The 22,376-nt window shown below is 72.0% G+C and carries 20 protein-coding genes; 2 read left to right on the plus strand and 18 right to left on the minus strand.

Going from position 1 to position 22,376, the window contains the following annotated elements; translation table 11 throughout:
• Positions 1–85: 85 nt before the first annotated feature.
• On the minus strand, positions 86–2,209 hold the full coding sequence (locus tag ACH4EB_RS11490; protein ID WP_398347205.1) for a primosomal protein N': 2,124 nt from the start codon (positions 2,207–2,209) through the stop codon (positions 86–88).
• 233 nt (positions 2,210–2,442) lie between these two features.
• On the opposite strand from ACH4EB_RS11490, the gene ACH4EB_RS11495 reads away from it, so the two are divergent.
• Entirely contained in the window at positions 2,443–3,528 is a 1,086-nt protein-coding gene (locus ACH4EB_RS11495; protein ID WP_398347206.1) for a helix-turn-helix domain-containing protein, read from the plus strand.
• 133 nt (positions 3,529–3,661) lie between these two features.
• Here the strand turns inward: ACH4EB_RS11495 and metK are convergent, their stop codons facing one another.
• From metK to pyrR, 13 genes are all read right to left on the minus strand, one after another.
• Positions 3,662–4,870 (minus strand): methionine adenosyltransferase, encoded by a 1,209-nt coding sequence (metK, locus tag ACH4EB_RS11500; protein ID WP_398347207.1) that lies wholly within the window; start codon positions 4,868–4,870, stop codon positions 3,662–3,664.
• 231 nt (positions 4,871–5,101) lie between these two features.
• The gene (gene coaBC / locus ACH4EB_RS11505) at positions 5,102–6,391 is read right to left on the minus strand and encodes a bifunctional phosphopantothenoylcysteine decarboxylase/phosphopantothenate--cysteine ligase CoaBC (RefSeq protein WP_398347208.1); all 1,290 of its coding nucleotides are present in this window, start codon (positions 6,389–6,391) and stop codon (positions 5,102–5,104) included.
• Between the two features lie 163 nt (positions 6,392–6,554).
• Positions 6,555–6,827 (minus strand): DNA-directed RNA polymerase subunit omega, encoded by a 273-nt coding sequence (gene rpoZ, locus ACH4EB_RS11510; protein ID WP_003982715.1) that lies wholly within the window; start codon positions 6,825–6,827, stop codon positions 6,555–6,557.
• A gap of 40 nt (positions 6,828–6,867) precedes the next feature.
• Entirely contained in the window at positions 6,868–7,461 is a 594-nt protein-coding gene (gene gmk / locus ACH4EB_RS11515; RefSeq protein WP_398347209.1) for a guanylate kinase, read from the minus strand.
• A 38-nt stretch (positions 7,462–7,499) separates the two neighbouring features.
• A complete protein-coding gene (locus tag ACH4EB_RS11520) occupies positions 7,500–7,823 on the minus strand; it encodes an integration host factor (RefSeq protein ID WP_398347210.1) in 324 nt (107 codons plus the stop codon).
• 192 nt (positions 7,824–8,015) lie between these two features.
• The gene (gene pyrF / locus ACH4EB_RS11525; protein WP_398347211.1) at positions 8,016–8,876 is read right to left on the minus strand and encodes an orotidine-5'-phosphate decarboxylase; all 861 of its coding nucleotides are present in this window, start codon (positions 8,874–8,876) and stop codon (positions 8,016–8,018) included.
• Complete coding sequence (locus ACH4EB_RS11530) at positions 8,873–9,982, minus strand: quinone-dependent dihydroorotate dehydrogenase (protein WP_398347212.1); 1,110 nt, start codon at positions 9,980–9,982, stop codon at positions 8,873–8,875. The genes pyrF and ACH4EB_RS11530 overlap by 4 nt, the downstream gene beginning before the upstream one ends.
• A gap of 94 nt (positions 9,983–10,076) precedes the next feature.
• On the minus strand, positions 10,077–13,388 hold the full coding sequence (gene carB, locus ACH4EB_RS11535; protein WP_398347213.1) for a carbamoyl-phosphate synthase large subunit: 3,312 nt from the start codon (positions 13,386–13,388) through the stop codon (positions 10,077–10,079).
• Positions 13,381–14,562 (minus strand): glutamine-hydrolyzing carbamoyl-phosphate synthase small subunit, encoded by a 1,182-nt coding sequence (gene carA / locus ACH4EB_RS11540; RefSeq protein WP_398347214.1) that lies wholly within the window; start codon positions 14,560–14,562, stop codon positions 13,381–13,383. Before carA ends, carB begins: the two co-directional genes overlap by 8 nt.
• Positions 14,559–15,140, minus strand: a complete 582-nt coding sequence (locus ACH4EB_RS11545; RefSeq protein WP_398347215.1) for a hypothetical protein — start codon at positions 15,138–15,140, stop codon at positions 14,559–14,561. The genes carA and ACH4EB_RS11545 overlap by 4 nt, the downstream gene beginning before the upstream one ends.
• On the minus strand, positions 15,137–16,432 hold the full coding sequence (locus tag ACH4EB_RS11550; RefSeq protein ID WP_398347216.1) for a dihydroorotase: 1,296 nt from the start codon (positions 16,430–16,432) through the stop codon (positions 15,137–15,139). The genes ACH4EB_RS11545 and ACH4EB_RS11550 overlap by 4 nt, the downstream gene beginning before the upstream one ends.
• A gap of 2 nt (positions 16,433–16,434) precedes the next feature.
• Positions 16,435–17,469, minus strand: coding sequence for an aspartate carbamoyltransferase catalytic subunit (locus ACH4EB_RS11555; RefSeq protein WP_398347217.1), 1,035 nt, complete (start codon positions 17,467–17,469; stop codon positions 16,435–16,437).
• A 94-nt stretch (positions 17,470–17,563) separates the two neighbouring features.
• A complete protein-coding gene (gene pyrR / locus ACH4EB_RS11560; RefSeq protein ID WP_398347218.1) occupies positions 17,564–18,139 on the minus strand; it encodes a bifunctional pyr operon transcriptional regulator/uracil phosphoribosyltransferase PyrR in 576 nt (191 codons plus the stop codon).
• Between the two features lie 222 nt (positions 18,140–18,361).
• Between pyrR and bldD the strand changes: the two genes are divergently transcribed.
• Positions 18,362–18,862, plus strand: a complete 501-nt coding sequence (gene bldD, locus ACH4EB_RS11565; RefSeq protein WP_398347219.1) for a transcriptional regulator BldD — start codon at positions 18,362–18,364, stop codon at positions 18,860–18,862.
• 243 nt (positions 18,863–19,105) lie between these two features.
• Here the strand turns inward: bldD and nusB are convergent, their stop codons facing one another.
• The 4 genes from nusB to ACH4EB_RS11585 form a co-directional block, all read right to left on the minus strand.
• On the minus strand, positions 19,106–19,540 hold the full coding sequence (gene nusB / locus ACH4EB_RS11570) for a transcription antitermination factor NusB (protein WP_398347220.1): 435 nt from the start codon (positions 19,538–19,540) through the stop codon (positions 19,106–19,108).
• A 2-nt stretch (positions 19,541–19,542) separates the two neighbouring features.
• Positions 19,543–20,109 carry an elongation factor P gene (gene efp / locus ACH4EB_RS11575; protein ID WP_030999396.1) on the minus strand — a complete coding sequence of 189 codons (567 nt, stop codon included), beginning with the start codon at positions 20,107–20,109 and terminating at the stop codon, positions 19,543–19,545.
• Positions 20,110–20,177: 68 nt separating this feature from the next.
• Entirely contained in the window at positions 20,178–21,284 is a 1,107-nt protein-coding gene (locus ACH4EB_RS11580) for an aminopeptidase P family protein (RefSeq protein ID WP_398347222.1), read from the minus strand.
• An 88-nt stretch (positions 21,285–21,372) separates the two neighbouring features.
• A complete protein-coding gene (locus tag ACH4EB_RS11585) occupies positions 21,373–22,209 on the minus strand; it encodes an AAA family ATPase (RefSeq protein WP_398347223.1) in 837 nt (278 codons plus the stop codon).
• Between the last annotated feature and the right edge of the window lie 167 nt (positions 22,210–22,376).

The raw sequence follows: 22,376 nt of genomic DNA on the forward strand, positions 1-22,376 counted from the left end.
CCCTTCGCGTGGGCCGCCATCCTTCAGCCCGTCGCGGAGGGTCTGAATCGGCACCCAACTCCCCCGCGCGCAGGGCTCGCCCGGCTCACCCGAGATCGGGCGGATCGACCCGTACCCGCACCGCCTCCCCCTCCCGTTTGACCAGCCGCGCCGCCTGCGCCGTCTTCAACGCCGCCGCCAGCGCGGCTCCCTGGCCGGGGCGTACCCGTACCAGCGCCCGTTCCCATTCCTCCCCGGGCGGCGGGTCCCCCGGCCGGCGCGGCCGCCCCGCGTCGGGCGACGGCACCGGCACCGGGCCCAGCACCTCGGCACCCTCCGGCAGCCCGGCCGCCGCGAGCATCTCCGCCACGTCCGCGGGGCGGCCCGTCACCGACGCCATCCGGGACACCGGCGGAAAGCCCAGCTCGGCCCGCTCCGCCAGCTCACGCACCGCGTGCCCGGCCGGGTCCCACCGCACCAGGGCCTGTACGGGGCGCAGCGTCGCCTCCGCGATGACCACGACCGTGCCGCCCTCGGCATGGCCCCGTACCAACGACGCGGCATGCAACCAGCGTCGTAGCGCCTCCTCACCCGCCCGCAGGTCGGGCCGGCTCAGCAGGGCCCACCCGTCCAGCAGCAGCGCGGCGGCGTACCCGCCCTCGGCGACCGGCTCCGCCCCGGGCGTACTCACCACCAAGGAGGGGGTCCCGGGCACCGTGTCCAGCACATGATCACGCCCCGACGTCCGTACCGGTACGGCCGGGAACGCCCGGCCCAGCTCCTCCGCCGTCCGCCGCGCACCCACGATCTGGGCCCGCAGCCGCACCCCCCCGCACTCCGCGCAACGCCAGTCCCCCTCCTCGCGCCCGCACCAGCCGCACCGCAACTCCCCCGCGTCCCGCGCTTCCAGGGGCCCCGCGCAGGCCCGGCAGCGCGCGGGCTCCCGGCACCGCTCGCACGCCAGCCGCGGTACATATCCCCGCCGCGGCACCTGCACCAGCACCGGCCCCTGCTTGAGCCCTTCGCGCACCACCTGCCATGCCAGCGTCGGCAGCCGCGCGGCACGCGCGGCCGCGTCCCGCGCCTCGTCGGCGTCCCCGACCGTACGCACGAGCGGCGCCGCGGCCCGCACCTGCTCACGCTCGGCCGTCAGCGGCCGCGCCCACCCCGTCTCCACCAACTGCGCAGCCTCGACCGTGCAGCTCAGCCCGCCCAGCAGAAATCCGGCCCGCTCCGTCACCGACCGCTGCAACAGCACTTCTCGCGCGTGCGGCTGCGGCGCATGCGGATCACTGTGACTGCCGTCCCCGTCATCCCAGATGGCCACCAGGCCCAGGTCCCGCACCGGCGCGAACATCGCCGCCCGCGTCCCGATCACCGCCCGCACCGCGCCACGGCTGACCGCCAGCCACCGCCGATACCGCTCCTCAGGCCCCGCGTCGGCGCTGAGCACCACATGCCGGCCCGCCCCGACCAGCTCCCCCAGCGCCGCGTCCACCCGCGCGGCGGCCCGCCCGTCCGGCAGGACGGCCAGGGCCCCGCGCCCGGACGCCATGGCCGCGGCCATCGCCCGCGCCAGCTCCTGCGGCCAGTGCGGCCCCGGCAACGCCGTCCACACCGCACGCGGCGCGTCCCCCCGCCCCAACGCCTCCAAGAACCCGGGGCCCGCCGCATACCTCTCCCAACTCCCCGCATCCGGCATGGGGTTGGGCGGCAAGGGCGCCCCGGAATCCTTCCCCTCCGCCTTCGCCCGCCGCGGCGGCACCGCAAGCTGCACCACATCCGCGAGCGTCCCCGCATACCGGTCGGCGACGGCCCGGCAGAGCGCCAGCAGCTCCGGCGTCAGCACCCTCTCGGGCGACAGCACCTGGGCGATCGGTGCGAGCACCCCACGGAAGTCGCTCTCCGCCACCCGCTCCACCACGAACCCGTTGACCAGCTTCCCCCCTTCCCGCCGGCCCCCCTTCTCCCCGGCCCCGAACCGCACCCGCACCCGCACCCCGGGCTGCGCCTCCTCGTCCATCGCCGCCGGCACCGCGTAGTCGAAATACCGGTCGAGATGCACCAGACCCTTGTCCACCAGCACCCGAGCCACCGGCAACCGCTCCGCCGTCTCGGCCCCCCGCCACGTCCGCGGCTTCGCCCGCGCCGCCTTGGTCCCCCGCACCGCCTCCCGCACCAACGCAAGCTGCTCCGGCCCCGCACCCTGCCCCGCGTCTTCCCTGCTCACAGCATCAGTCTTAGCAGACGGGACTGACAGCGGCCGCGGGGCCGGAGCCCTGGCCGACGGTCTCGACAGCGGTCGGACGTTCGGGTTCGCTTCCCCCTCCGGGCCGTGCCCGGAATGAAGAGGAAACGGGAAACCGTCCGGCTGCCTTGTCGGCACCGGCTCGACGGCAGCAGGCTGACGTCCGGAGTCGGGACCGCCCGAGCGGCCGCGCGGTCGACATGCCGGAGGTTCACGTGCTGGAGCAGCCGATCTCGTTCGGATCCGAACTCCGCAGACGCCGCACAACTGCCGACTGGTCCCTCACCCGGCTGGCCATGGCGGTGCACTACAGCAAGGGGCACCTGAGCAAGGTCGAGACGGGACTCAAACGTCCGACGTCCGAGCTCGCCCGGCTCTGCGACACCGCTCTGCGCGCCGGCGGCGCACTGGCGGGGCTGGTGCCGCCGCAGGCAGCACCGGAGGCGGCGTCCCTTTCCGAGTCCCGGCCCGACGAGGAGGTGTGGATCATGCAGTGGGATGCAGACGGCTCGGTCCGCTTGGCCGTCATGGATCGCCGCCGCGCGTTGGCATTGGGCGCCTCCTGTCTGCTCGCCGTGACCGCCGGCGAGGAGCAGGCCGCGGCTTCTCCGGCGGACGCGGGGCTGCTCCAGGCCTCGCGGTCGATGTTCGATCAGTACCGCAGGCTGGGCCAGAGCGCGGAACCGGGCGCCCTGGTGCCACCCCTGGTCGCCCAGGCCCAGGCATTACGCGACCTCGCCACCCGCTCAGCGGGCGAAACCCGCCGTGGGCTGCTCGTCCTGGCCTCCCGCTACGCGGAATTCGCGGGATGGATGGCCCAGGAGTCCGGCAACGACCGCGCGGCCTCGTGGCTGACCCGCCGCGCGGTCGATCTCGCCGAGGCCGGAGGCGACCGCCACCTGGCGACCTACGCGCTGGCCCGGCAGGCGCTGATCTCCTTTTACGCCGGGCGCGGCCCAGACCCGCGACTTCCCCGGCCCCGGCGAGGAGCCGGACGCACCGCCATCGGTCAATGGGCACCGGCCTCCCACCGCGTGGCAAGACCGTGCGGCCGGCCCGGGAGACGGCGAACCGTGCCCCGGGACCAGGACCGTCGACTGTGTCAGCCTCCTGCTGGAACAGTTGGGCATCCCCGATACGCCGGAAGGCGCCGTGCTGGCTCAGCGCGTCGCGGAGAACATCGCCAGGTGTTCGGCCCCGGTGGCGGCCGAAGCCGCAGCGGCCGTCCGCGACCATTTCACTCCGCCCGCCCCGCCGCCGTACGCGGACACCGCCCAGGGGGAAGGTGGCCCGGCACCTGAGGGCTTCGGCACCGAACCCTCTTCGCCTTTTCCGGAGCCGCCCCTCCCGGACAATCAGCCCTGAGGCCCCGTCCCCACGCCAGAGGCCCGCCCCGAAGGGGCGGGCCTCAGCGTCGTGCCGACGGGCCGGGACCTACAGCCCCGCAGCCCCCCGCAGTGCGTCCACCCGGTCCGTTCGTTCCCAGGTGAAGTCCTCCAGCTCGCGGCCGAAGTGGCCGTAGGCGGCGGTCTGGGCGTAGATGGGGCGGAGGAGGTCGAGGTCGCGGATGATGGCGGCCGGGCGGAGGTCGAAGACCTCGGCGATGGCGTGCTCGATCTTGTCGACGTCGACGGTGGCGGTGCCGAAGGTCTCGACGAACAGGCCCACCGGCTCGGCCTTGCCGATGGCGTAGGCGACCTGGACCTCGCAGCGGGCGGCCAGCCCGGCCGCTACGACGTTCTTGGCGACCCAGCGCATGGCGTAGGCGGCCGAGCGGTCGACCTTGGACGGGTCCTTGCCGGAGAAGGCGCCGCCGCCGTGGCGGGACATGCCGCCGTACGTGTCGATGATGATCTTGCGGCCGGTCAGGCCGGCGTCGCCCATCGGGCCGCCGATCTCGAAGCGGCCGGTGGGGTTGACCAGCAGGCGGTAGCCGTCGGTGTCCAGCTTGATGCCGTCCTCGACGAGCTGGTTGAGGACATGCTCGACGACGAACTCGCGGATGTCGGGTGCGAGGAGCGAGTCGAGGTCGATGTCCGACGCGTGCTGCGAGGAGACGACGACGGTGTCGAGGCGGACGGCCTTGTGGCCGTCGTACTCGATGGTGACCTGGGTCTTGCCGTCGGGGCGCAGGTACGGGATGGTCCCGTTCTTGCGGACCTCGGACAGGCGCTTGGAGAGGCGGTGCGCGAGGTTGATCGGGAGCGGCATCAGCTCCGGGGTCTCGTCGCAGGCGTAGCCGAACATCAGGCCCTGGTCGCCCGCGCCCTGCTTGTCGAGCTCGTCCTCATCGCCCTCGACGCGCTTCTCGTAAGCGGTGTCGACACCCTGGGCGATGTCCGGGGACTGTGCGCCGATGGAGACGGAGACGCCGCAGGAGGCGCCGTCGAAGCCCTTCTTCGAGGAGTCGTAGCCGATCTCCAGAACCTTGTTGCGCACGAGGTTGGGGATGTCGGCATACGCCTTCGTCGTCACCTCGCCGGCCACGTGGACCAGGCCGGTGGTGATCAACGTCTCGACGGCGACCCGGGAGGTCGGGTCCTCCTTCAGGAGGGCGTCGAGAATGGTGTCGCTGATCTGGTCAGCGATCTTGTCGGGGTGACCCTCGGTCACGGACTCCGAGGTGAACAGGCGGCGGGACACATCGCTCCCTGGGGTTGCAGCGGCTGCTGGCTGATCATTGGCGGAAAGGCCGAGAGCTGCGCTCGACGCGATCCGGGGCCAGTTTATCGGTCATGAGCGGCGTTCGGGCACGTAGTCTCGATTTATGGACCCACCGTGACCTGGGACACCTTGCCGGAGAGAGGAAGATCTCGTTCCGGCAACGGCTCGGAAGAGGCGTTTCGATCATGGGGCGGAGGGGGGCGGAGGGGCCTACGGTGCGGTCAGACGGGGGGCGACGAGGTCCCAGATCCGGTCCGAGAGAGCTTCCTTCGGGCCGTACGGTACGGGGGTCTCGGTCCCGTCGGCGGCCAGGATCACCGCCTCGTTCGCGGCCGATCCGAACGCCTTGTGGTCGCCGACCTCGTTGACGACCAGCAGGTCGCATCCCTTCCGGGCGAGCTTGGCGCGGCCGTTGGCCAGGACGTCGTCGGTCTCGGCGGCGAAGCCGACGATCACCTGGCCGGGGCGGGGGCGGTGCGCGGAGATCTCGGCGAGGATGTCCGGGTTACGGACCAGGGCCACCGCCTCGGGCTCCTGGCCGTCCTTCTTCTTGATCTTTCCGGTGGCGTACGCGGCGGGGCGGAAATCGGCCACGGCGGCCGCCATGACCACCGCGTCGGCGTCCGCGGTGGCCCTCAGCACGGCCTCGCGCAGTTCGCGGGCCGTACCGATGTGCACCACGTCCACCCCGGCCGGGTCGGGCAGCTCGCTGTTGCCGGCGACGAGGGTGACGCGGGCGCCGCGGGCCACGGCGGTACGGGCGAGCGCGTACCCCTGCTTGCCGGAGGAACGGTTGCCCAGGAAGCGGACCGGGTCCAGGGGCTCGCGGGTGCCGCCGGCGCTGATGACGACATGCCGCCCGGCGAGGTCCTGGTCGAGCCCCCGCGGGCCGCGGGCCAGCACCCGGCGGCAGGTCTCGAAGATCTCGGCGGGGTCGGGGAAGCGGCCCTTGCCGGTGTCCACGCCGGTCAGCCGGCCGACGGCGGGCTCGATGACGACGGCGCCGCGGCGGCGCAGCGTGGCGACGTTCTCCCGGGTGGCCGGGTGCTCCCACATCTCCGTGTGCATCGCCGGGGCGAAGATCACCGGACAGCGCGCGGTCAGCAGGGTGTTCGTCAGCAGGTCGTCGGCGAGGCCGTGGGCGGCCTTGGCCAGCAGGTCGGCGGTGGCGGGGGCCACCACGACCAGGTCGGCGGACTGCCCGATGCGGACGTGCGGGACCTCGTGGACCGACTCCCAGACCTCGGTGGAGGCCGGGTTCCCGGAGAGCGCCGCCCAGGTGGCCTCGCCGACGAAGTGCAGGGACGCCGCGGTCGGCACGACCCGGACGTCGTGCCCCGACTCGGTGAGCCGGCGCAGCAGCTCGCACGCCTTGTACGCGGCGATGCCGCCGCTGACTCCCAGGACGATCCTGGGGCGGCGCGCCGGGCCGCTCCCCTGCGCCGCCTCGGCCCCGTCGGCCGGTCCGGCGGTCTGTCGCGGCTGTGTCGGCCTGTCCATCGCGTTCTCTCCCCACGCCGTGGGTTCCGTCCCTGCGGGGTGCGGACCCGGTCGGTTACTCCCCCATGACACACCAAGGGCCCGGCAGCGGCGCTGCCGGGCCCTTGGTCGAGGCGCCGTGGCGGAGTCCTTCAGGACGCCGTGCCCCACGGCGCCGCAGTGCTCACTGAGCCGGGCCCTCCACGGCCTCGGAGGTCAGCAGACCCGCGTTGATCTCACGGAGCGCGATGGACAGGGGCTTCTCGTGGACGTGGGTGTCGACCAGCGGGCCGACGTACTCCAGCAGGCCCTCGCCGAGCTGCGAGTAGTACGCGTTGATCTGACGCGCGCGCTTGGCGGCGTAGATCACGAGGCTGTACTTCGAGTCGGTGGCCTCAAGAAGCTCATCAATCGGCGGGTTGATGATGCCCTCGGGCGCGGTGATGGAAGAGGACACTCTCTGCCTTCCGAAGGGGGGTGTGAATCCGGTGTAAAGATCAAAGAACCTTCATCAAGGCTAGCAGCTCACGGCTGACACCCTCGACGGAGGTATTGACCAGGGTCTGGTCGAACTCGGGCTCGGCGGCCAGCTCGACCTTGGCGGCCGCCAGGCGGCGCTCGATGACCTCGGGCGCCTCCGTACCCCGGCCGGTGAGCCGGCGGACCAGCTCGTCCCAGCTCGGCGGGGCCAGGAAGACGAGCTGGGCCTCCTTCATGGTCTCGCGGACCTGCCGCGCGCCCTGGAGGTCGATCTCCAGGAGGACCGGCTCGCCGGCCTCCAGGCGGTCCTGGACGGCCTTGCGGGGGGTGCCGTAGCGGTTGCCCGCGAATTCGGCCCACTCCAGCAGTTCGCCGTTGGCGACGAGCTTGTCGAATTCCTCGTCGTCCACGAAGAAGTACTGGACGCCGTGCCGTTCCCCGGGGCGCGGCTTGCGTGTGGTGGCCGACACCGAGAGCCAGACCTCGGGGTGGACCTTGCGCAAATGGGCGACGACCGTGCTCTTGCCGACCCCGGAGGGGCCGGAGAGCACGGTCAGCCGCGGACGGGCGTCCGGGGAAACGGGGGACGAACCCCGAGGTGTTGCAGCCATACGGCGATTATTCCAGTTCCCCGGCAGTGCCCGGAAACTCAGCCGGTTTTCTCGCCGAACTCTCGCTCAAGAGCGGCGATCTGGTTGGTGCCCAGGCCGCGCACCCGGCGGCTCTCGGAGATGCCCAGCCGCTCCATGATCTGCTTGGCGCGGACCTTGCCCACGCCGGGCAGGGACTCCAGGAGAGCGGAGACCTTCATCTTGCCGATGACGTCGTTCTCCTGGCCCTGCTTGATGACGTCATGAAGGGAGGCGCCGGAGTTTTTGAGCCGATTCTTGACCTCGGCGCGCTCCCGGCGAGCCGCGGCGGCCTTCTCGAGCGCGGCTGCGCGCTGTTCAGGGGTAAGGGGCGGAAGAGCCACGCCTACGTCACCTCGGATGTCGAACTGTCGGATAAGGACCGGTGTGGAACCTAGTCGCCCCGCATCTGCGGAGCAACGAGCAACGCGCTTACGTGCACTGCTCTCGTCGGAGACTAGCGGCCAAGGCGCTCGGAGTCAGCGAGAACAGACGAAAAGTCCTGGTCAGACTCTGCTGACCAGGACATAACGGGACTAAAGTCCCTGTCGTTCGACCGCTGTGCGCACCTCGTCGGCACATCCGAGGGCGGCCTCGCGAAGCGCGGCGGCATCCGGGCCGTGCCGCAGCACTCCCCGGCTGACGCTCGGCACGACGTTGCGGACCGCGTCCCCGAAGACCCGCGGGAGGTCCGCGGGGGTGGCGCCCTGCGCGCCGATGCCGGGCGCGAGCAGCGGCCCGCCGGTCGCCAGGTCGTACGCGGACAGGTCGCCGAGCGTGGCGCCGACGACGGCCCCGTACGAGCCCAGCTCCCCCCGGGAGGCGGCGTCGGCGTTCTCCGCCTTCAGGTGCCCCAGTACGGTCGCGGCGACGGTGCGGCCGTCGGCCCGTACCGCGTGCTGGACCTCCTGCCCCTCGGGGTTCGAGGTCAGCGCGAGGGCGAACAGGCCGCAGCCGTGCTCCCGGGCCAGCTCGACGGCCGGGCGCAGCGACCCGAAGCCCAGGTACGGGCTGACCGTGACCGCGTCGGAGAACAGCGGCGAGGCCGGATCCAGGTAGGTGGCGGCGTACGCGGCCATGGTGGAACCGATGTCGCCGCGCTTGGCGTCCATCAGCACGAGGGCGCCGGCCTGCCGGGCCGCCGCGACGGTCTCCTCCAGGACGGCGATGCCGCGCGAGCCGAAGCGCTCGAAGAAGGCGGACTGCGGCTTGAGGACGGCGACGCGGTCGGCCAGCGCCTCGACGACGGTGCGCGAGAAGGCCGCCAGGCCCGCCACGTCGTCGCTCAGGCCCCAGTCGGCCAGCAGCGAGGCGTGCGGGTCGATGCCGACGCAGAGCGGGCCTCGTGCGTCCATGGCGGCCCGCAGACGGGCACCGAAGGGGGTCGGGGCCGTCATGCGGTCACCTTCTTGTGTTCGGCGCCGACGGCGTCGGCGAGGGTGGCGTACGGGCTGTCGCGCAGGCGGGCGGCGAGGCCCTTGTGGATGGCGCGGGCGTAGCACGGGCCCTCGTAGATGAAGGCGCTGTAGCCCTGCACCAGGGTGGCCCCGGCGAGGATGCGCTGCCAGGCGTCCTCGGCGTTTTCGATGCCGCCGACGCCGATCAGGGTGACGCGGTCGCCGACGCGGGCGTACAGGCGGCGCAGCACCTCCAGGGAGCGCGCCTTGACCGGGGCGCCGGACAGCCCGCCGGTCTCGCGGATCAGGGCCGGGTCGGAGGCCAGGCCCAGGCTCTCGCGGGCGATGGTGGTGTTGGTGGCGATGATGCCGTCCAGGCCCAGTTCCACGGCGAGGTCGGCGACCGCGTCCACGTCCGCGTCGGCGAGGTCCGGGGCGATCTTGACCAGCAACGGGACGCGGCGGCCCGGGACCGTGCGGTCGGCCGCCGCGCGGACGGCGGCGAGCAGCGGGCGCAGGTGGTCGACGGCCTGGAGGTCGCGCAGGCCGGGGGTGTTCGGCGAGGAGACGTTGACGACCAGGTAGTCGGCGTGGCCGGCCAGGCGCTCCGTGGAGGTCACGTAGTCGGCGATCGCCTGGTCCTCGGGGACGACCTTGGTCTTGCCGATGTTGACGCCCAGCGTCGTACGGAAGACCGGGTTGCGGGCCGCCAGGCGGGCCGCCACGGCCGCCGAACCGTCGTTGTTGAAGCCCATGCGGTTGATGAGCGCGCGGTCCGGTACGAGGCGGAACAGGCGCTTCCTGGGATTGCCGGGCTGCGGCTCGGCGGTGACCGTGCCGATCTCGACGTGGTCGAAGCCCAGCATGGCCATGCCGTCGATGGCCACGGCGTTCTTGTCGAAGCCGGCGGCCAGCCCGAAGGGCCCGTGCATCCGGCGGCCCAGGGCCTCCGTACGCAGCTCCTTGTAGCGGGGCGCGAGGACGGCCGCGGCGAAGGTGCGCAGCACCGGGACGCGCGCGGCCAGCCGGATCCAGCGAAAGGCCAGGTGGTGGGCCTTCTCCGGGTCCATGCGGCGGAAGATCAGGTTGAAGAAGAGGGAGTACACGAGCGGGCGGGCCTTCCGCGGGTCGAAAGGGTCGGGTCGGGGGTCGGGCTCATGAAGAGGGGGACACCGCGGCGGTGTCCCCCTCCGGCCGGCCCTACTCCTCGCGGGCCGCGGTGAGCTGCCGCGCGTGTTCCTGGAGGGAGCGCACGCCCACGTCGCCGCGGGACATCGCCTCGATGCCCTGGACGGCGGCGGCCAGCGCCTGGACCGTGGTCAGGCACGGGACGGCGCGGGCGACGGCCGCGGTACGGATGTCGTAGCCGTCGAGCCGGCCGCCGGTGCCGTAGGGCGTGTTGACGATGAGGTCGACCTCGCCGTCGTGGATGAGCTGGACGATGGTCTTCTCGCCGTTGGGGCCCTCGCCCTCGCTCTTCTTGCGCACCACGGTGGCGTTGATGCCGTTGCGGCGCAGCACCTCGGCGGTGCCGGAGGTGGCCAGCAGCTCGAAGCCGTGGGCGACCAGCTCGCGCGCCGGGAAGATCATCGCGCGCTTGTCGCGGTTGGCGACGGAGACGAACGCCCGGCCCTTGGTGGGCAGCGCGCCGTACGCGCCGGACTGCGACTTGGCGTACGCCGTGCCGAAGACCGAGTCGATGCCCATGACCTCGCCGGTGGAGCGCATCTCCGGGCCCAGCACGGTGTCCACGCCCTGCCCGGTGACGTCGCGGAAGCGCGACCAGGGCATGACGGCCTCCTTGACGGAGATCGGCGAGTCCAGCGGCAGCGTGCCGCCGTCGCCGCTCTTCGGCAGCATCCCCTCGGCACGCAGCTCGGCGACGGTGGCGCCCAGCGAGATCCGGGCGGCGGCCTTGGCGAGCGGCACCGCGGTCGCCTTCGAGGTGAAGGGCACGGTCCGGGAGGCGCGCGGGTTGGCCTCCAGGACGTACAGGATGTCGCCCGCCATCGCGAACTGGATGTTGATCAGGCCGCGCACGCCGACGCCCTTGGCGATGGCCTCGGTGGAGGCGCGCAGCCGCTTGATGTCGAAGCCGCCGAGGGTGATGGGGGGCAGCGCGCACGCGGAGTCGCCGGAGTGGATGCCGGCTTCCTCGATGTGTTCCATGACGCCGCCGAGGTACAGCTCGGTGCCGTCGTAGAGGGCGTCCACGTCGATCTCGATGGCGTCGTCCAGGAAGCGGTCGATGAGGACCGGGTGCTGATCGATGAGGCCGGCGTGCCGGGTCAGGTACTCGCCCAGCGACGGCTCGTCGTAGACGATCTCCATGCCGCGGCCGCCGAGGACATAGGACGGCCGGACCATGACCGGGTAGCCGATCTCGGCGGCGATGCCCTTGGCCTCGTCGAAGGAGTAGGCGGTGCCGTACTTGGGGGCGGGCAGCCCCGCCTCGGTCAGCACCCGGCCGAACGCGCCGCGCTCCTCGGCCAGGTCGATGGCCTCCGGCGAGGTGCCGACGATCGGTACGCCGTTGTCCTTCAGCGCCTGGGCCAGGCCCAGCGGGGTCTGGCCGCCGAGCTGGACGACGACGCCGGCGACCGGGCCCGCCTGCTGCTCGGCGTGCACGATCTCCAGGACGTCCTCCAGGGTGAGCGGCTCGAAGTAGAGCCGGTCGGAGGTGTCGTAGTCGGTGGAGACGGTCTCCGGGTTGCAGTTGACCATGACGGTCTCGTAGCCCGCCTCGGACAGCGCGAAGGAGGCGTGCACACAGGAGTAGTCGAACTCGATGCCCTGGCCGATGCGGTTCGGGCCGGAGCCCAGGATGATCACCGCGGGCTTCTCGCGCGGCGCGACCTCGCTCTCCTCGTCGTAGGACGAGTAGAAGTACGGGGTCCTCGCGGCGAACTCGGCGGCGCAGGTGTCCACCGTCTTGTAGACCGGGCGGACACCGAGCGCGTGCCGGACCTCGCGGACGACGTCCTCCGTCAGGCCGCGGATCGCCGCGATCTGGCTGTCGGAGAAGCCGTGGCGCTTGGCGTACGCCAGGATCTCGGGGCCGAGCTGGTCGGCGGCCGCGATCTCGTCGGCGATCTCCTTGACCAGGAAGAGCTGGTCGACGAACCACGGGTCGATCTTCGTGGCGTCGAAGACCTCCTCCGGGGTCGCCCCGGCCCGGATGGCCTGCATGACGGTGTTGATCCGGCCGTCGGTGGGGACCTCGGCCTTCACCAGCAGCTCCGCCTTGTCACCGGGGTCGCCGGTGAAGTCGAACTGGCTGCCCTTCTTCTCCAGCGAGCGCAGCGCCTTGTTGAGCGCCTCGGTGAAGTTACGGCCGATGGCCATGGCCTCGCCCACCGACTTCATGGTGGTGGTCAGCCGGGCGTCCGCCGCCGGAAACTTCTCGAAGGCGAAGCGCGGCACCTTGACCACGACGTAGTCGAGGGTCGGCTCGAAGGACGCCGGGGTCTGCTCGGTGATGTCGTTGGGGATCTCGTCGAGCGTGTAGCCCACCGCGAGCCGCGCGGCGATCTTCGCGATCGGGAAGCCGGTGGCCTTGGAGGCGAGCGCCGAGGAGCGCGAGACGCGCGGGTTCATCTCGATGACGATGACCCGGCCGTCGACGGGGTTGACGGCGAACTGGATGTTGCAGCCGCCGGTGTCCACGCCGACCTCGCGGATCACGGCGATGCCGACGTCGCGCAGGGTCTGGTACTCGCGGTCGGTGAGCGTCATCGCCGGGGCCACGGTGATGGAGTCACCGGTGTGCACGCCCATCGGGTCGAAGTTCTCGATGGAGCAGACGACCACGACATTGTCGTTCTTGTCGCGCATCAGCTCCAGCTCGTACTCCTTCCAGCCGAGGATGGACTCCTCCAGGAGCACCTCGGTGGTCGGCGACAGGGTCAGGCCCTGGCCGGCGATGCGGCGCAGCTCCTCCTCGTCGTGGGCGAAGCCGGAGCCGGCGCCGCCCATGGTGAAGGAGGGGCGCACGACGACCGGGTAGCCGCCCAGCTCCTCGACGCCCTTCATGACGTCGTCCATGGAGTGGCAGATGTAGGAGCGCGCGGACTCGCCGTGGCCGATCTTGCGGCGGACCGCCTCGACGACGTCCTTGAACAGGTCGCGGTCCTCGCCCTTGTTGATCGCCTCAACGTTGGCGCCGATCAGCTCGACGCCGTACTGCTCCAGGGTGCCGGACTCGTGCAGCGAGATCGCGGTGTTCAGCGCGGTCTGGCCGCCCAGGGTGGGCAGCAGCGCGTCCGGGCGCTCCTTGGCGATGATCTTCTCGACGAATTCCGGGGTGATCGGCTCGACGTAGGTGGCGTCGGCAATCTCCGGGTCGGTCATGATCGTGGCCGGGTTGGAGTTGACCAGGATGACCCGCAGGCCCTCGGCCTTCAGGACCCGGCACGCCTGGGTGCCGGAGTAGTCGAACTCCGCTGCCTGGCCGATGACGATCGGGCCGGAGCCGATGACCAGGACGGACTGGATATCGGTGCGCTTAGGCACGCTGGCCCTCCATGAGCTGGACGAAGCGGTCGAACAGGTAGGCCGCGTCGTGCGGACCCGCGGCGGCCTCGGGGTGGTACTGGACGCTGAAGGCCGGCCGGTCGAGGAGCTGGAGCCCCTCCACCACGTTGTCGTTGAGACACACGTGGGAGACCTCGGCGCGGCCGTAGGGGGTGTCGGAGACCTGGTCGAGCGGCGCGTCCACGGCGAAGCCGTGGTTGTGCGCGGTGACCTCGACCTTGCCGGTCGTACGGTCCTGCACCGGCTGGTTGATGCCGCGGTGCCCGTACTTGAGCTTGTACGTGCCGAAGCCCAGTGCGCGGCCGAGGATCTGGTTGCCGAAACAGATGCCGAACAGCGGCGTGCCGCGTTCCAGCACGCCCCGCATGACGGAGACGGGGTGCTCGGCGGTGGCCGGGTCGCCCGGGCCGTTGGAGAAGAACACGCCGTCCGGCTCGACCGCGTACACGTCCTCGACGGTGGCGGTGGCGGGCAGCACGTGCACCTCTATGCCGCGCTCGGCCATGCGGTACGGGGTCATGCCCTTGATGCCCAGGTCGACCGCGGCGACCGTGAAGCGCTTGGTGCCCTGCGCGGGAACCACGTACGCCTCCTTGGTGGCCACCTCGGCGGACAGGTCGGCGCCCTTCATCTGCGGGGCCGCCTGCACCCTGGCGAGCAGCGCCGCCTCGTCGGCGAGGCCGGTGCCGGCCGGGCCGTCGAGCGCGGACCCGGAGAAGATGCCGACCCGCATCGCGCCGCGCTCGCGCAGGTGGCGGGTGAGCGCGCGGGTGTCGATGCCGCTGATGCCGACGACGCCCTGGGCGGCCAGCTCGTCGTCGAGGGAGCGGGCCGAGCGCCAGTTGGACGGGGTGCGGGCGGGGTCGCGTACGACGAAGCCGGACACCCAGATGCGGGCGGACTCCGGGTCCTCGTCGTTGACGCCCGTGTTGCCGATGTGCGGGGCGGTCATGACGACGACCTGGCGGTGGTACGAGGGGTCGGTCAGTGTCTCCTGGTAGCCGGTCATGCCGGTGGAGAACACCGCCTCGCCGAAGGTCTCCCCCACGGCCCCGTAGGCGCGGCCGCGGAAGCTGCGGCCGTCCTCCAGGACGAGTATGGCGGGAGACGCCGCCCTCCTCTTCGAGGCGTTCCCCTGCATGGAGGTCGTCATCGTGCGCCTTCCGTTTCGGTGGTCTTGCGGTTCTTGCTGGTCAGGTCGGTGATGGCAGCGACCCAGGCGGTGTGCTCGGCGGCCCGGTCGGACCGGAAACCGGAGTCGATCTCCTGGTCGCCGTGCGCCCAGGAGATCACCAGCAGGCCGCCCTCGGGCAGGACCTTGCCGGCGATGCCCTTGTCGAGGCGGGCGCCGCGCAGCGCGGCCGCCGGGACGAAGAAGTCCTGCGCGCCGGGCCGTACGACGTCCACGCCGGCGTCCGTCAGGGTCAGCTCGGCGCGGCTGCGGGTACCCAGGCCGCGCGCGACGACGCGGTCCAGCCACTGCCCGGCGGTCGTCGAGCCGTGGTAGCGGCCGGTCGTCGTCAGCCGCGGCTCGCCGGCGTCCTCGGGTGCCGTGGGCAGCTCGGGCAGATCGCCCTGGAGGGTGCCGCGCCACTTCCAGCCCTCGCGCATCAGCCAGTAGACGAGCGCGATGAACAGGAGCAGTCCGACGACCCAGCCGATGCGGGCCGCCCAGTCGGTGACCTCGGCGGACTTCTGCTCGGCTGCCAGTTGAATGATGGAAGATGTCACGCCAGTGTCCCGTCCACGACCGTTGCCCGGCCCCGCAGGAAGGTGTGGGTCACGCGACCCGGCAGCTCACGGCCCTCGTAGGGCGTGTTGCGGCTGCGGGAGGCGAAGCCCGCGGGGTCCACGGGTCCACGGTATGCCGGATCGAGCAGCGTGAGGTTGGCGGGCTCGCCAGGCGAGACGGGCCGGCCGTGGCCCTTGAGACGGCCGATCCCGGCGGGGCGGAAGGACATCCGGTCGGCGACGCCGGCCCAGTCGAGCAGACCGGTGTCGACCATCGTGTGCTGGACGACGGACAGGGCCGTCTCCAGGCCGACCATGCCCATGGCGGCCGCGCCCCACTCGCAGTCCTTGTCCTCGTGCGGGTGCGGGGCGTGGTCGGTGGCGACGCAGTCGATGGTGCCGTCGGCCAGCGCCTCGCGCAGCGCCAGTACATCGGCCTCGGTGCGCAGCGGCGGGTTCACCTTGTAGACGGGGTTGTAGGACCGGACGAGCTCGTCGGTCAGGAGCAGGTGGTGCGGGGTGACCTCGGCGGTGACGTCCCAGCCCTTGGACTTGGCCCAGCGGACGATCTCGACGGAGCCGGCGGTCGACAGGTGGCAGATGTGCACCCGCGAACCGACGTGCGCGGCGAGCAGCACGTCCCGCGCGATGATCGACTCCTCGGCCACCGCGGGCCAGCCGGCCAAGCCCAGCTCGGCGGAGACGATGCCCTCGTTCATCTGGGCGCCCTCGGTCAGCCGGGGCTCCTGGGCGTGCTGGGCGATGACGCCGTCGAACGCCTTCACGTACTCCAGCGCGCGGCGCATGATCACCGCGTCGTCCACGCACTTGCCGTCGTCGGAGAAGACCCGGACACCCGCGGCGGAGTCGTGCATGGCGCCCAGCTCGGCGAGCTTCTTGCCCTCCAGGCCCACGGTCACCGCGCCGACCGGCTGTACGTCGCAGTAGCCGGACTCCTTGCCCAGGCGCCAGACCTGCTCGACGACGCCCGCGGTGTCGGCGACGGGGAAGGTGTTGGCCATGGCGTGCACGGCGGTGAAGCCACCGACGGCGGCAGCCTTGGTGCCGGTCAGGACGGTCTCGGAGTCCTCGCGGCCCGGCTCGCGCAGGTGGGTGTGGAGATCGACCAGGCCGGGCAGCAGGATCTGGCCCGCGGCCTCGACGACGGTGGCGCCCTCGGCGCCGGAGACGGTCAGGTCCGTACCGACGGCGCTGATCACACCATCGGTGATCAGGACGTCCCGCGCCTCGCCACCCAGGACCTTCGCCCCGCGAATCAGCGTCTTGCTCATGATTACTTGCTCTCCTCGGTACGAGCGGAGGGGCGGCGCGCAGCGCCTCCATCCGGGGTGGTGGCGGGCGACGGGTGGGTGGCCGCAGCGGTGGTGACGGCGGGTTCGTTCCCGCCCAGCAGCAGGTACAGGACGGCCATCCGGATGCTGACACCGTTGGCCACCTGCTCGACGGCGGTGCAGCGCGGCGAGTCGGCGACCTCGGCGGTGATCTCCATGCCGCGGTTCATCGGGCCGGGGTGCATCACGATCGCGTGGTCGGGCATCCGGCCCATCCGGTCGCCGTCGAGCCCGTAGCGCCGGGCGTACTCCCGCTCGGTGGGGAAGAAGGCGGCGTTCATCCGCTCGCGCTGGACGCGCAGCATCATCACCGCGTCCGACTTGGTCAGCACCGCGTCGAGGTCGTAGCTGACCTCGCACGGCCACCGCTCGACGCCGACCGGCACCAGCGTGGGCGGCGCGACCAGCGTCACCTCGGCGCCCAGCGTGGTCAGCAGGTGGACGTTGGAGCGGGCCACCCGGCTGTGCAGGATGTCGCCGACGATGGTGATGTGGCGGCCGGACAGGTCCTGGCCGGCGCCGTCGGTCAGGTGCCGGCGCATGGTGAAGGCGTCCAGCAGCGCCTGGGTGGGGTGCTCGTGCGTACCGTCGCCGGCATTGACGACCGAGCCGCCGATCCAGCCGGAGGTGGCCAGGCGGTGCGGGGCGCCGGAGTCGCCGTGCCGGATGACGACGGCGTCCGCGCCCATCGCCTCCAGGGTCAGCGCGGTGTCCTTCAGCGACTCGCCCTTGGAGACGGAGGAGCCCTTAGCGGAGAAGTTGATGACGTCCGCCGACAGCCGCTTGGCGGCCGCCTCGAAGGAGATGCGGGTGCGGGTGGAGTCCTCGAAGAAGAGGTTGACGACGGTGCGGCCGCGCAGAGTGGGAAGTTTCTTGATCGGCCGGTCGGCCACCCGGGCCATCTCCTCGGCGGTGTCGAGGATCAGGACGGCGTCGTCGCGGGTGAGGTCGGCGGCCGAGATGAGGTGACGCTTCATCCGGTGTTCTCCGTGAGTGGTGGAGGTGTACGGGTACGTCCGGCGAGCAGGCATGACTGGGGGCCCGGTGGCACCGGGTCCGTCCAGGGGTGTGCTACTGCTCGCCGGCCGGGGCGGTCTGCTTGACGCCGAGCAGCACGGCGTCGCGGCCGTCCTCCTCGGTGACCTGGACCTTGACCGTCTCCCGCAGCGACGTGGGGAGGTTCTTGCCCACATAGTCGGCACGGATCGGCAGCTCGCGGTGGCCGCGGTCGACGAGGACCGCGAGCTGCACGGCGCGCGGCCGGCCGATGTCGTTCAGGGCGTCGAGCGCGGCGCGGATCGTCCGGCCGGAGAAGAGCACGTCGTCGACGAGGAGGACCACCCGGCCCTCGATGCCGTCACCGGGGATGTCGGTGCGCGCGAGGGCGCGTGCCGGGCCCAGGCGCAGGTCGTCGCGGTACATCGTGATGTCGAGCGAGCCGACCGGCACGCCGCGTCCGGTGATCTCTTCGAGTTTGGCGGCCAGCCGGCGGGCGAGGAAGACGCCGCGGGTGGGGATGCCGAGGAGCACCACGTCGTCGGCGCCCTTGGCGCGTTCGACGATCTCGTGGGCGATACGGGTGAGCATGCGCGTGATGTCCGGGCCTTCGAGGACCGGACGCGCAGCGTTGGAGCTGGGGGCGTCCATGATGAACGGACCTCCTTCTCCGCCTCACAGGACGGACTTTAAAGGACGTCGGGGTTACGCCGTTCACGGTACCAGGAGCCGCGGCGGAGTCCGACAGCACCCCTTCGGGGCCACCGTGTGACTCATTCGGCTTGACGATGCCGAATTACGCTGCGTAACCTCACAGTGAGTTACCAGCCGCGCGGCCCGCGCCGCACGTCTACACAGCGTCCGGGGAGCTTTATGTCCAGCGAATACGCCAAACAGCTCGGGGCCAAGCTCCGCGCCATCCGCACCCAGCAGGGCCTCTCTCTCCACGGTGTCGAGGAGAAGTCCCAGGGCCGCTGGAAGGCCGTCGTGGTGGGCTCGTACGAGCGCGGCGACCGTGCCGTGACCGTGCAGCGCCTGGCCGAGCTGGCCGACTTCTACGGCGTGCCGGTGCAGGAGCTGCTGCCGGGCACGACCCCGGGCGGCGCGGCCGAGCCGCCGCCGAAGCTGGTCCTGGACCTGGAGCGGCTCGCCCACGTCCCCGCCGAGAAGGCCGGCCCGCTGCAGCGCTACGCCGCCACGATCCAGAGCCAGCGCGGTGACTACAACGGCAAGGTCCTCTCGATCCGCCAGGACGACCTGCGCACCCTCGCGGTGATCTACGACCAGTCGCCCTCCGTGCTGACCGAGCAGCTCATTGGCTGGGGTGTGCTGGACGCCGACGCGCGCCGCGCGGTGCAGCACGAGGACATCTGACCGCACGGCCGTCACCTGCAGAAACGTACCGCCGCCCCGATCGCATCGGGGCGGCGGTTTTCTGTGTCCACGCCCGGTGCCCGCGCCAGGGTGTTCCCGGACGCCCCCGGGCGTCCCCCAGGCGCCCCATCGGGCCACTGCCGGCCCGGACCCATCCGCCCTCCCCCGCGCACCCGGCCCCCGCGCATGCGAAGGGCCCGGAGCATCCTGCGCTCCGGGCCCTTTCACGGATCCACCGCCGCCTCAGCGCGCCTCGCGCCGCAGGCCGGGCTTCAGTTCCTTCAGGCGGGCCAGCAGGCCGTTGACGAAGGCCGGGGACTCGTCCGTGGAGAACTCCTTGGCCAACTGCACCGCCTCGTCGATCGCCACGACGTCCGGCGTCTCGTCCACCCAGATCAGCTCGTACGCGCCGAGCCGCAGGACATTGCGGTCGACCGTCGGCATCCGGTCCAGCGTCCAGCCGACGGAATAGGAGGAGAGCAGTTCGTCGATTCGCTCGATGTACTCGGCGTACCCCTCGACCAGTTGCAGGGTGTACTCGTTGACCGGCGGCTGCCGCGGGTCGGTCCGGGCGTGCCGCATCCAGTCCGCGAGCACGGTCTGCACGTCGGCACCGCGCTGGTCGGCCTCGAAGAGGATCTGGAAGGCGCGCTTACGGGCCTTGTTGCGGGCGGCCACGGTTAGCTGTTCACCCGGCCGAGGTACTCGCCGGAGCGGGTGTCGACCTTGATCTTCTCACCGGTCGTGATGAAGAGCGGCACCTGGATCTGGTAGCCGGTCTCCAGCGTGGCGGGCTTGGTGCCACCGGTGGAGCGGTCGCCCTGGACGCCCGGCTCGGTCTCCTGGATGGTCAGCTCGACGGCGGCCGGCAGCTCCACGTAGAGCACCGAGCCGTCGTGCTGCGCCACCACGGCCTCGAAGCCTTCGAGGAGGTAGTTGGCGGCGTCACCGACGGTCTTGCGGTCGATGTGCAACTGGTCGTAGGTGTCCATGTCCATGAAGACGAAGTACTCGCCGTCCATGTACGAGAACTGCATCCCGCGCTTGTCGACGTTGGCCGTCTCGACCTTCACGCCGGCGTTGAAGGTCTTGTCCACCACCTTGCCGGACAGCACGTTCTTCAGCTTGGTGCGGACGAAGGCCGGGCCCTTGCCGGGCTTGACATGCTGGAACTCGACGACGGACCAGAGCTGGCCGCCTTCGAGCTTGAGCACCAGGCCGTTCTTGAGGTCGTTCGTGGAAGCCACGGTTGCGGAATCTCCTGGACTGCGGGTGGTGGGACCCCGGGCACGCACGCGCCGAACCGTTCGCCGGTTCAGAGCGCGAGCAGCTCCTTGGTCGTGATCGTGAGTAGCTCGGGTCCGCCGTCCGCCTCGGGGCGGACGACGAGTGTGTCGTCGATCCGGACACCGCCACGGCCCGGGATGTGAACCCCCGGATCGACGGTGACCGGCACGCAAGCGTCCAGTTTACCCATGGCCGCAGGTGACAGCCGAGGGTCCTCGTCGATTTCGAGTCCCACACCGTGTCCGGTGCCCGGCCCCAGGCGCTCGCCGTGGCCCGCGCCGACCAGTACCTGGCGCGCCGCCCGGTCCACCTCCCGGCACTCCACACCCGGTGCCAGCGCCTCCCGGCCGGCCCGCTGGGCTGCGAAAACGAGATCGTACAGCTCGATCTGCCAGTCCGCCGGCGTGGTGCCGATGACGAACGTACGGCCGATCTCACACCGGTAACCCCGGTAGTTCGCGCCCAGGTTGACGGTCAGGAAGTCACCTTCCTCGACCCGCCGGTCGGTGGGCAGATGCCCGGGTCGTCCGGAATGGGGTCCGGAGGCGACCGAGGTGGGGAAGGCGGGGCCGTCCGCGCCGTGGTCGACCAGGCGGCGCTCCAGTTCCAGGGCGAGGTGCCGCTCGGTGCGGCCCACCAGAATCGACTCCAGCAGTTCGCCGAGGGCCTGGTCGGTGATCTCGGCGGCGATCCGCAGGCTGGCGATCTCCTCGTCGTCCTTGACGACCCGCTGCGCCTCGACGGCGCGGGCGAGGTCGGCGAGCCGCAGCCGCGGGGCGACCTGGGCCAGCGCGCGGTGCCGGGCGACCGTGAGGTGGTGCTCCTCGACGGCGAGCGAGCCCGCCCCGGCCCGCGCGGCCTGGTCGGCGGCGGCCACGGCCGGGTCGCCGCCCCGGGTGGGCAGCTCACAGACCCGCAGCTCCTCGGCGGGCCGCCCCTCCGAGGGGTCGCCGCTCAGCGGCCCCCCGGTCAGCAGGAGGTCGTCGGCGGGCCCGAGCAACAGGGCCGCGCCGGGCGGCGCGCACCCGGTGAGGTAGCGGACATTGGCCGGACGCGAGATCAGCGCGGCGGCGCTTCCGGCGGCGACGCAGCGGTCGCGCAGCCGCGTACGCCGGGCCGAGTAGAGCTCGGACATGCACCGAGCGTACGGTCCCCGGACCGGCCCGGCCGGTCGGGCGGGTCCGGCCGGGGGACCGCCGGGAAACCCGCGTCCGCCCGCCCCGCTACCAGCTCGGCGGGCTCGCGATGCTGCGGGCGACCACGTCGTCCAGCAGGCGGGCCGTGGTGGGCACGTCGTGCGCGGAGTTGTCGATGATGGGCAGGCCGGAGCCGTACCAGCCCGCCATCCGGCCGTGGATGCGGGCGACCTCCTCGTCGGACAGGCGCCGGTTGCCCGTACGGCGGGCGTTGCGCTCCAGGACGATCTCCAGGCCGGGCAGCAGCACGATCGGCAGCAGCCCGGGGCCCACATGGCGCTTCCAGCCGCCGAGACCGATGACCGGGCGGTCCGGGAAGACGGCGTCGTCGAGAATGCAGGAGATGCCGTTGGCGAGGAAGTTGCGGGCCGCGAAGCCGCAGGTGCGGCGGGCCAGGCGGTACTGCGTCTCGGAGTGGTCGTTCCAGCCCGCCCGGGGGTCGGCGAAGCCGGACCGTACCCATTCGCGGACGTCGTCGAGACTGATGTGCGCGGTGGGCACCCGCCGGGTGTCGGCCCAGTGCCGGGCGACGCTGGTCTTGCCGGCTCCGGCCGGGCCGATCAGCAGGACGGCCACGGCGGCGTGCGCGGCGTCCTGCGCCGAGGTGCCGGCCGGCGGGCTGGGCAGTGCCACGGGGGCGCCGGGCGGGAGCTGGATGTGCCCGGTGGCCTCGGCGGGCGGCGGCGCGGTCGGCGCGCCGTGCGGCGCGGCGGTGGGCGGCGGGGCGGCGGGCCAGCCGTGCGCGGCCTGCGGCCGGTGCGGCGGTATGGGGTGGCCGGGGCCGGGCGGCGGGCTCATCGCGGCTCCCTGGCCCGGTACCGGTCCGTGCGGCGGTGGCAGCGGAGTCCCCCCTGCGTGCTGCATCCGGTGGCTCTCCGTCTCGTACGGTCGAATGGCGTGGGCCGCCCGCGGCGGGCGCGGTGCTCGGGGTACGGGCGGTTCTTCGTCCATACGGTGCTCGCGTGTCCGGCGCGCCGGGCGTCCGGCCCGGGTGGGCCGAGGTGGTTGTCCGGCGAACGGTACCCGCAGAG

Origin of the sequence: Streptomyces sp. NPDC018045, from assembly GCF_044327445.1 — a bacterium.
Taxonomy (GTDB): Bacteria; Actinomycetota; Actinomycetes; order Streptomycetales; family Streptomycetaceae; genus Streptomyces.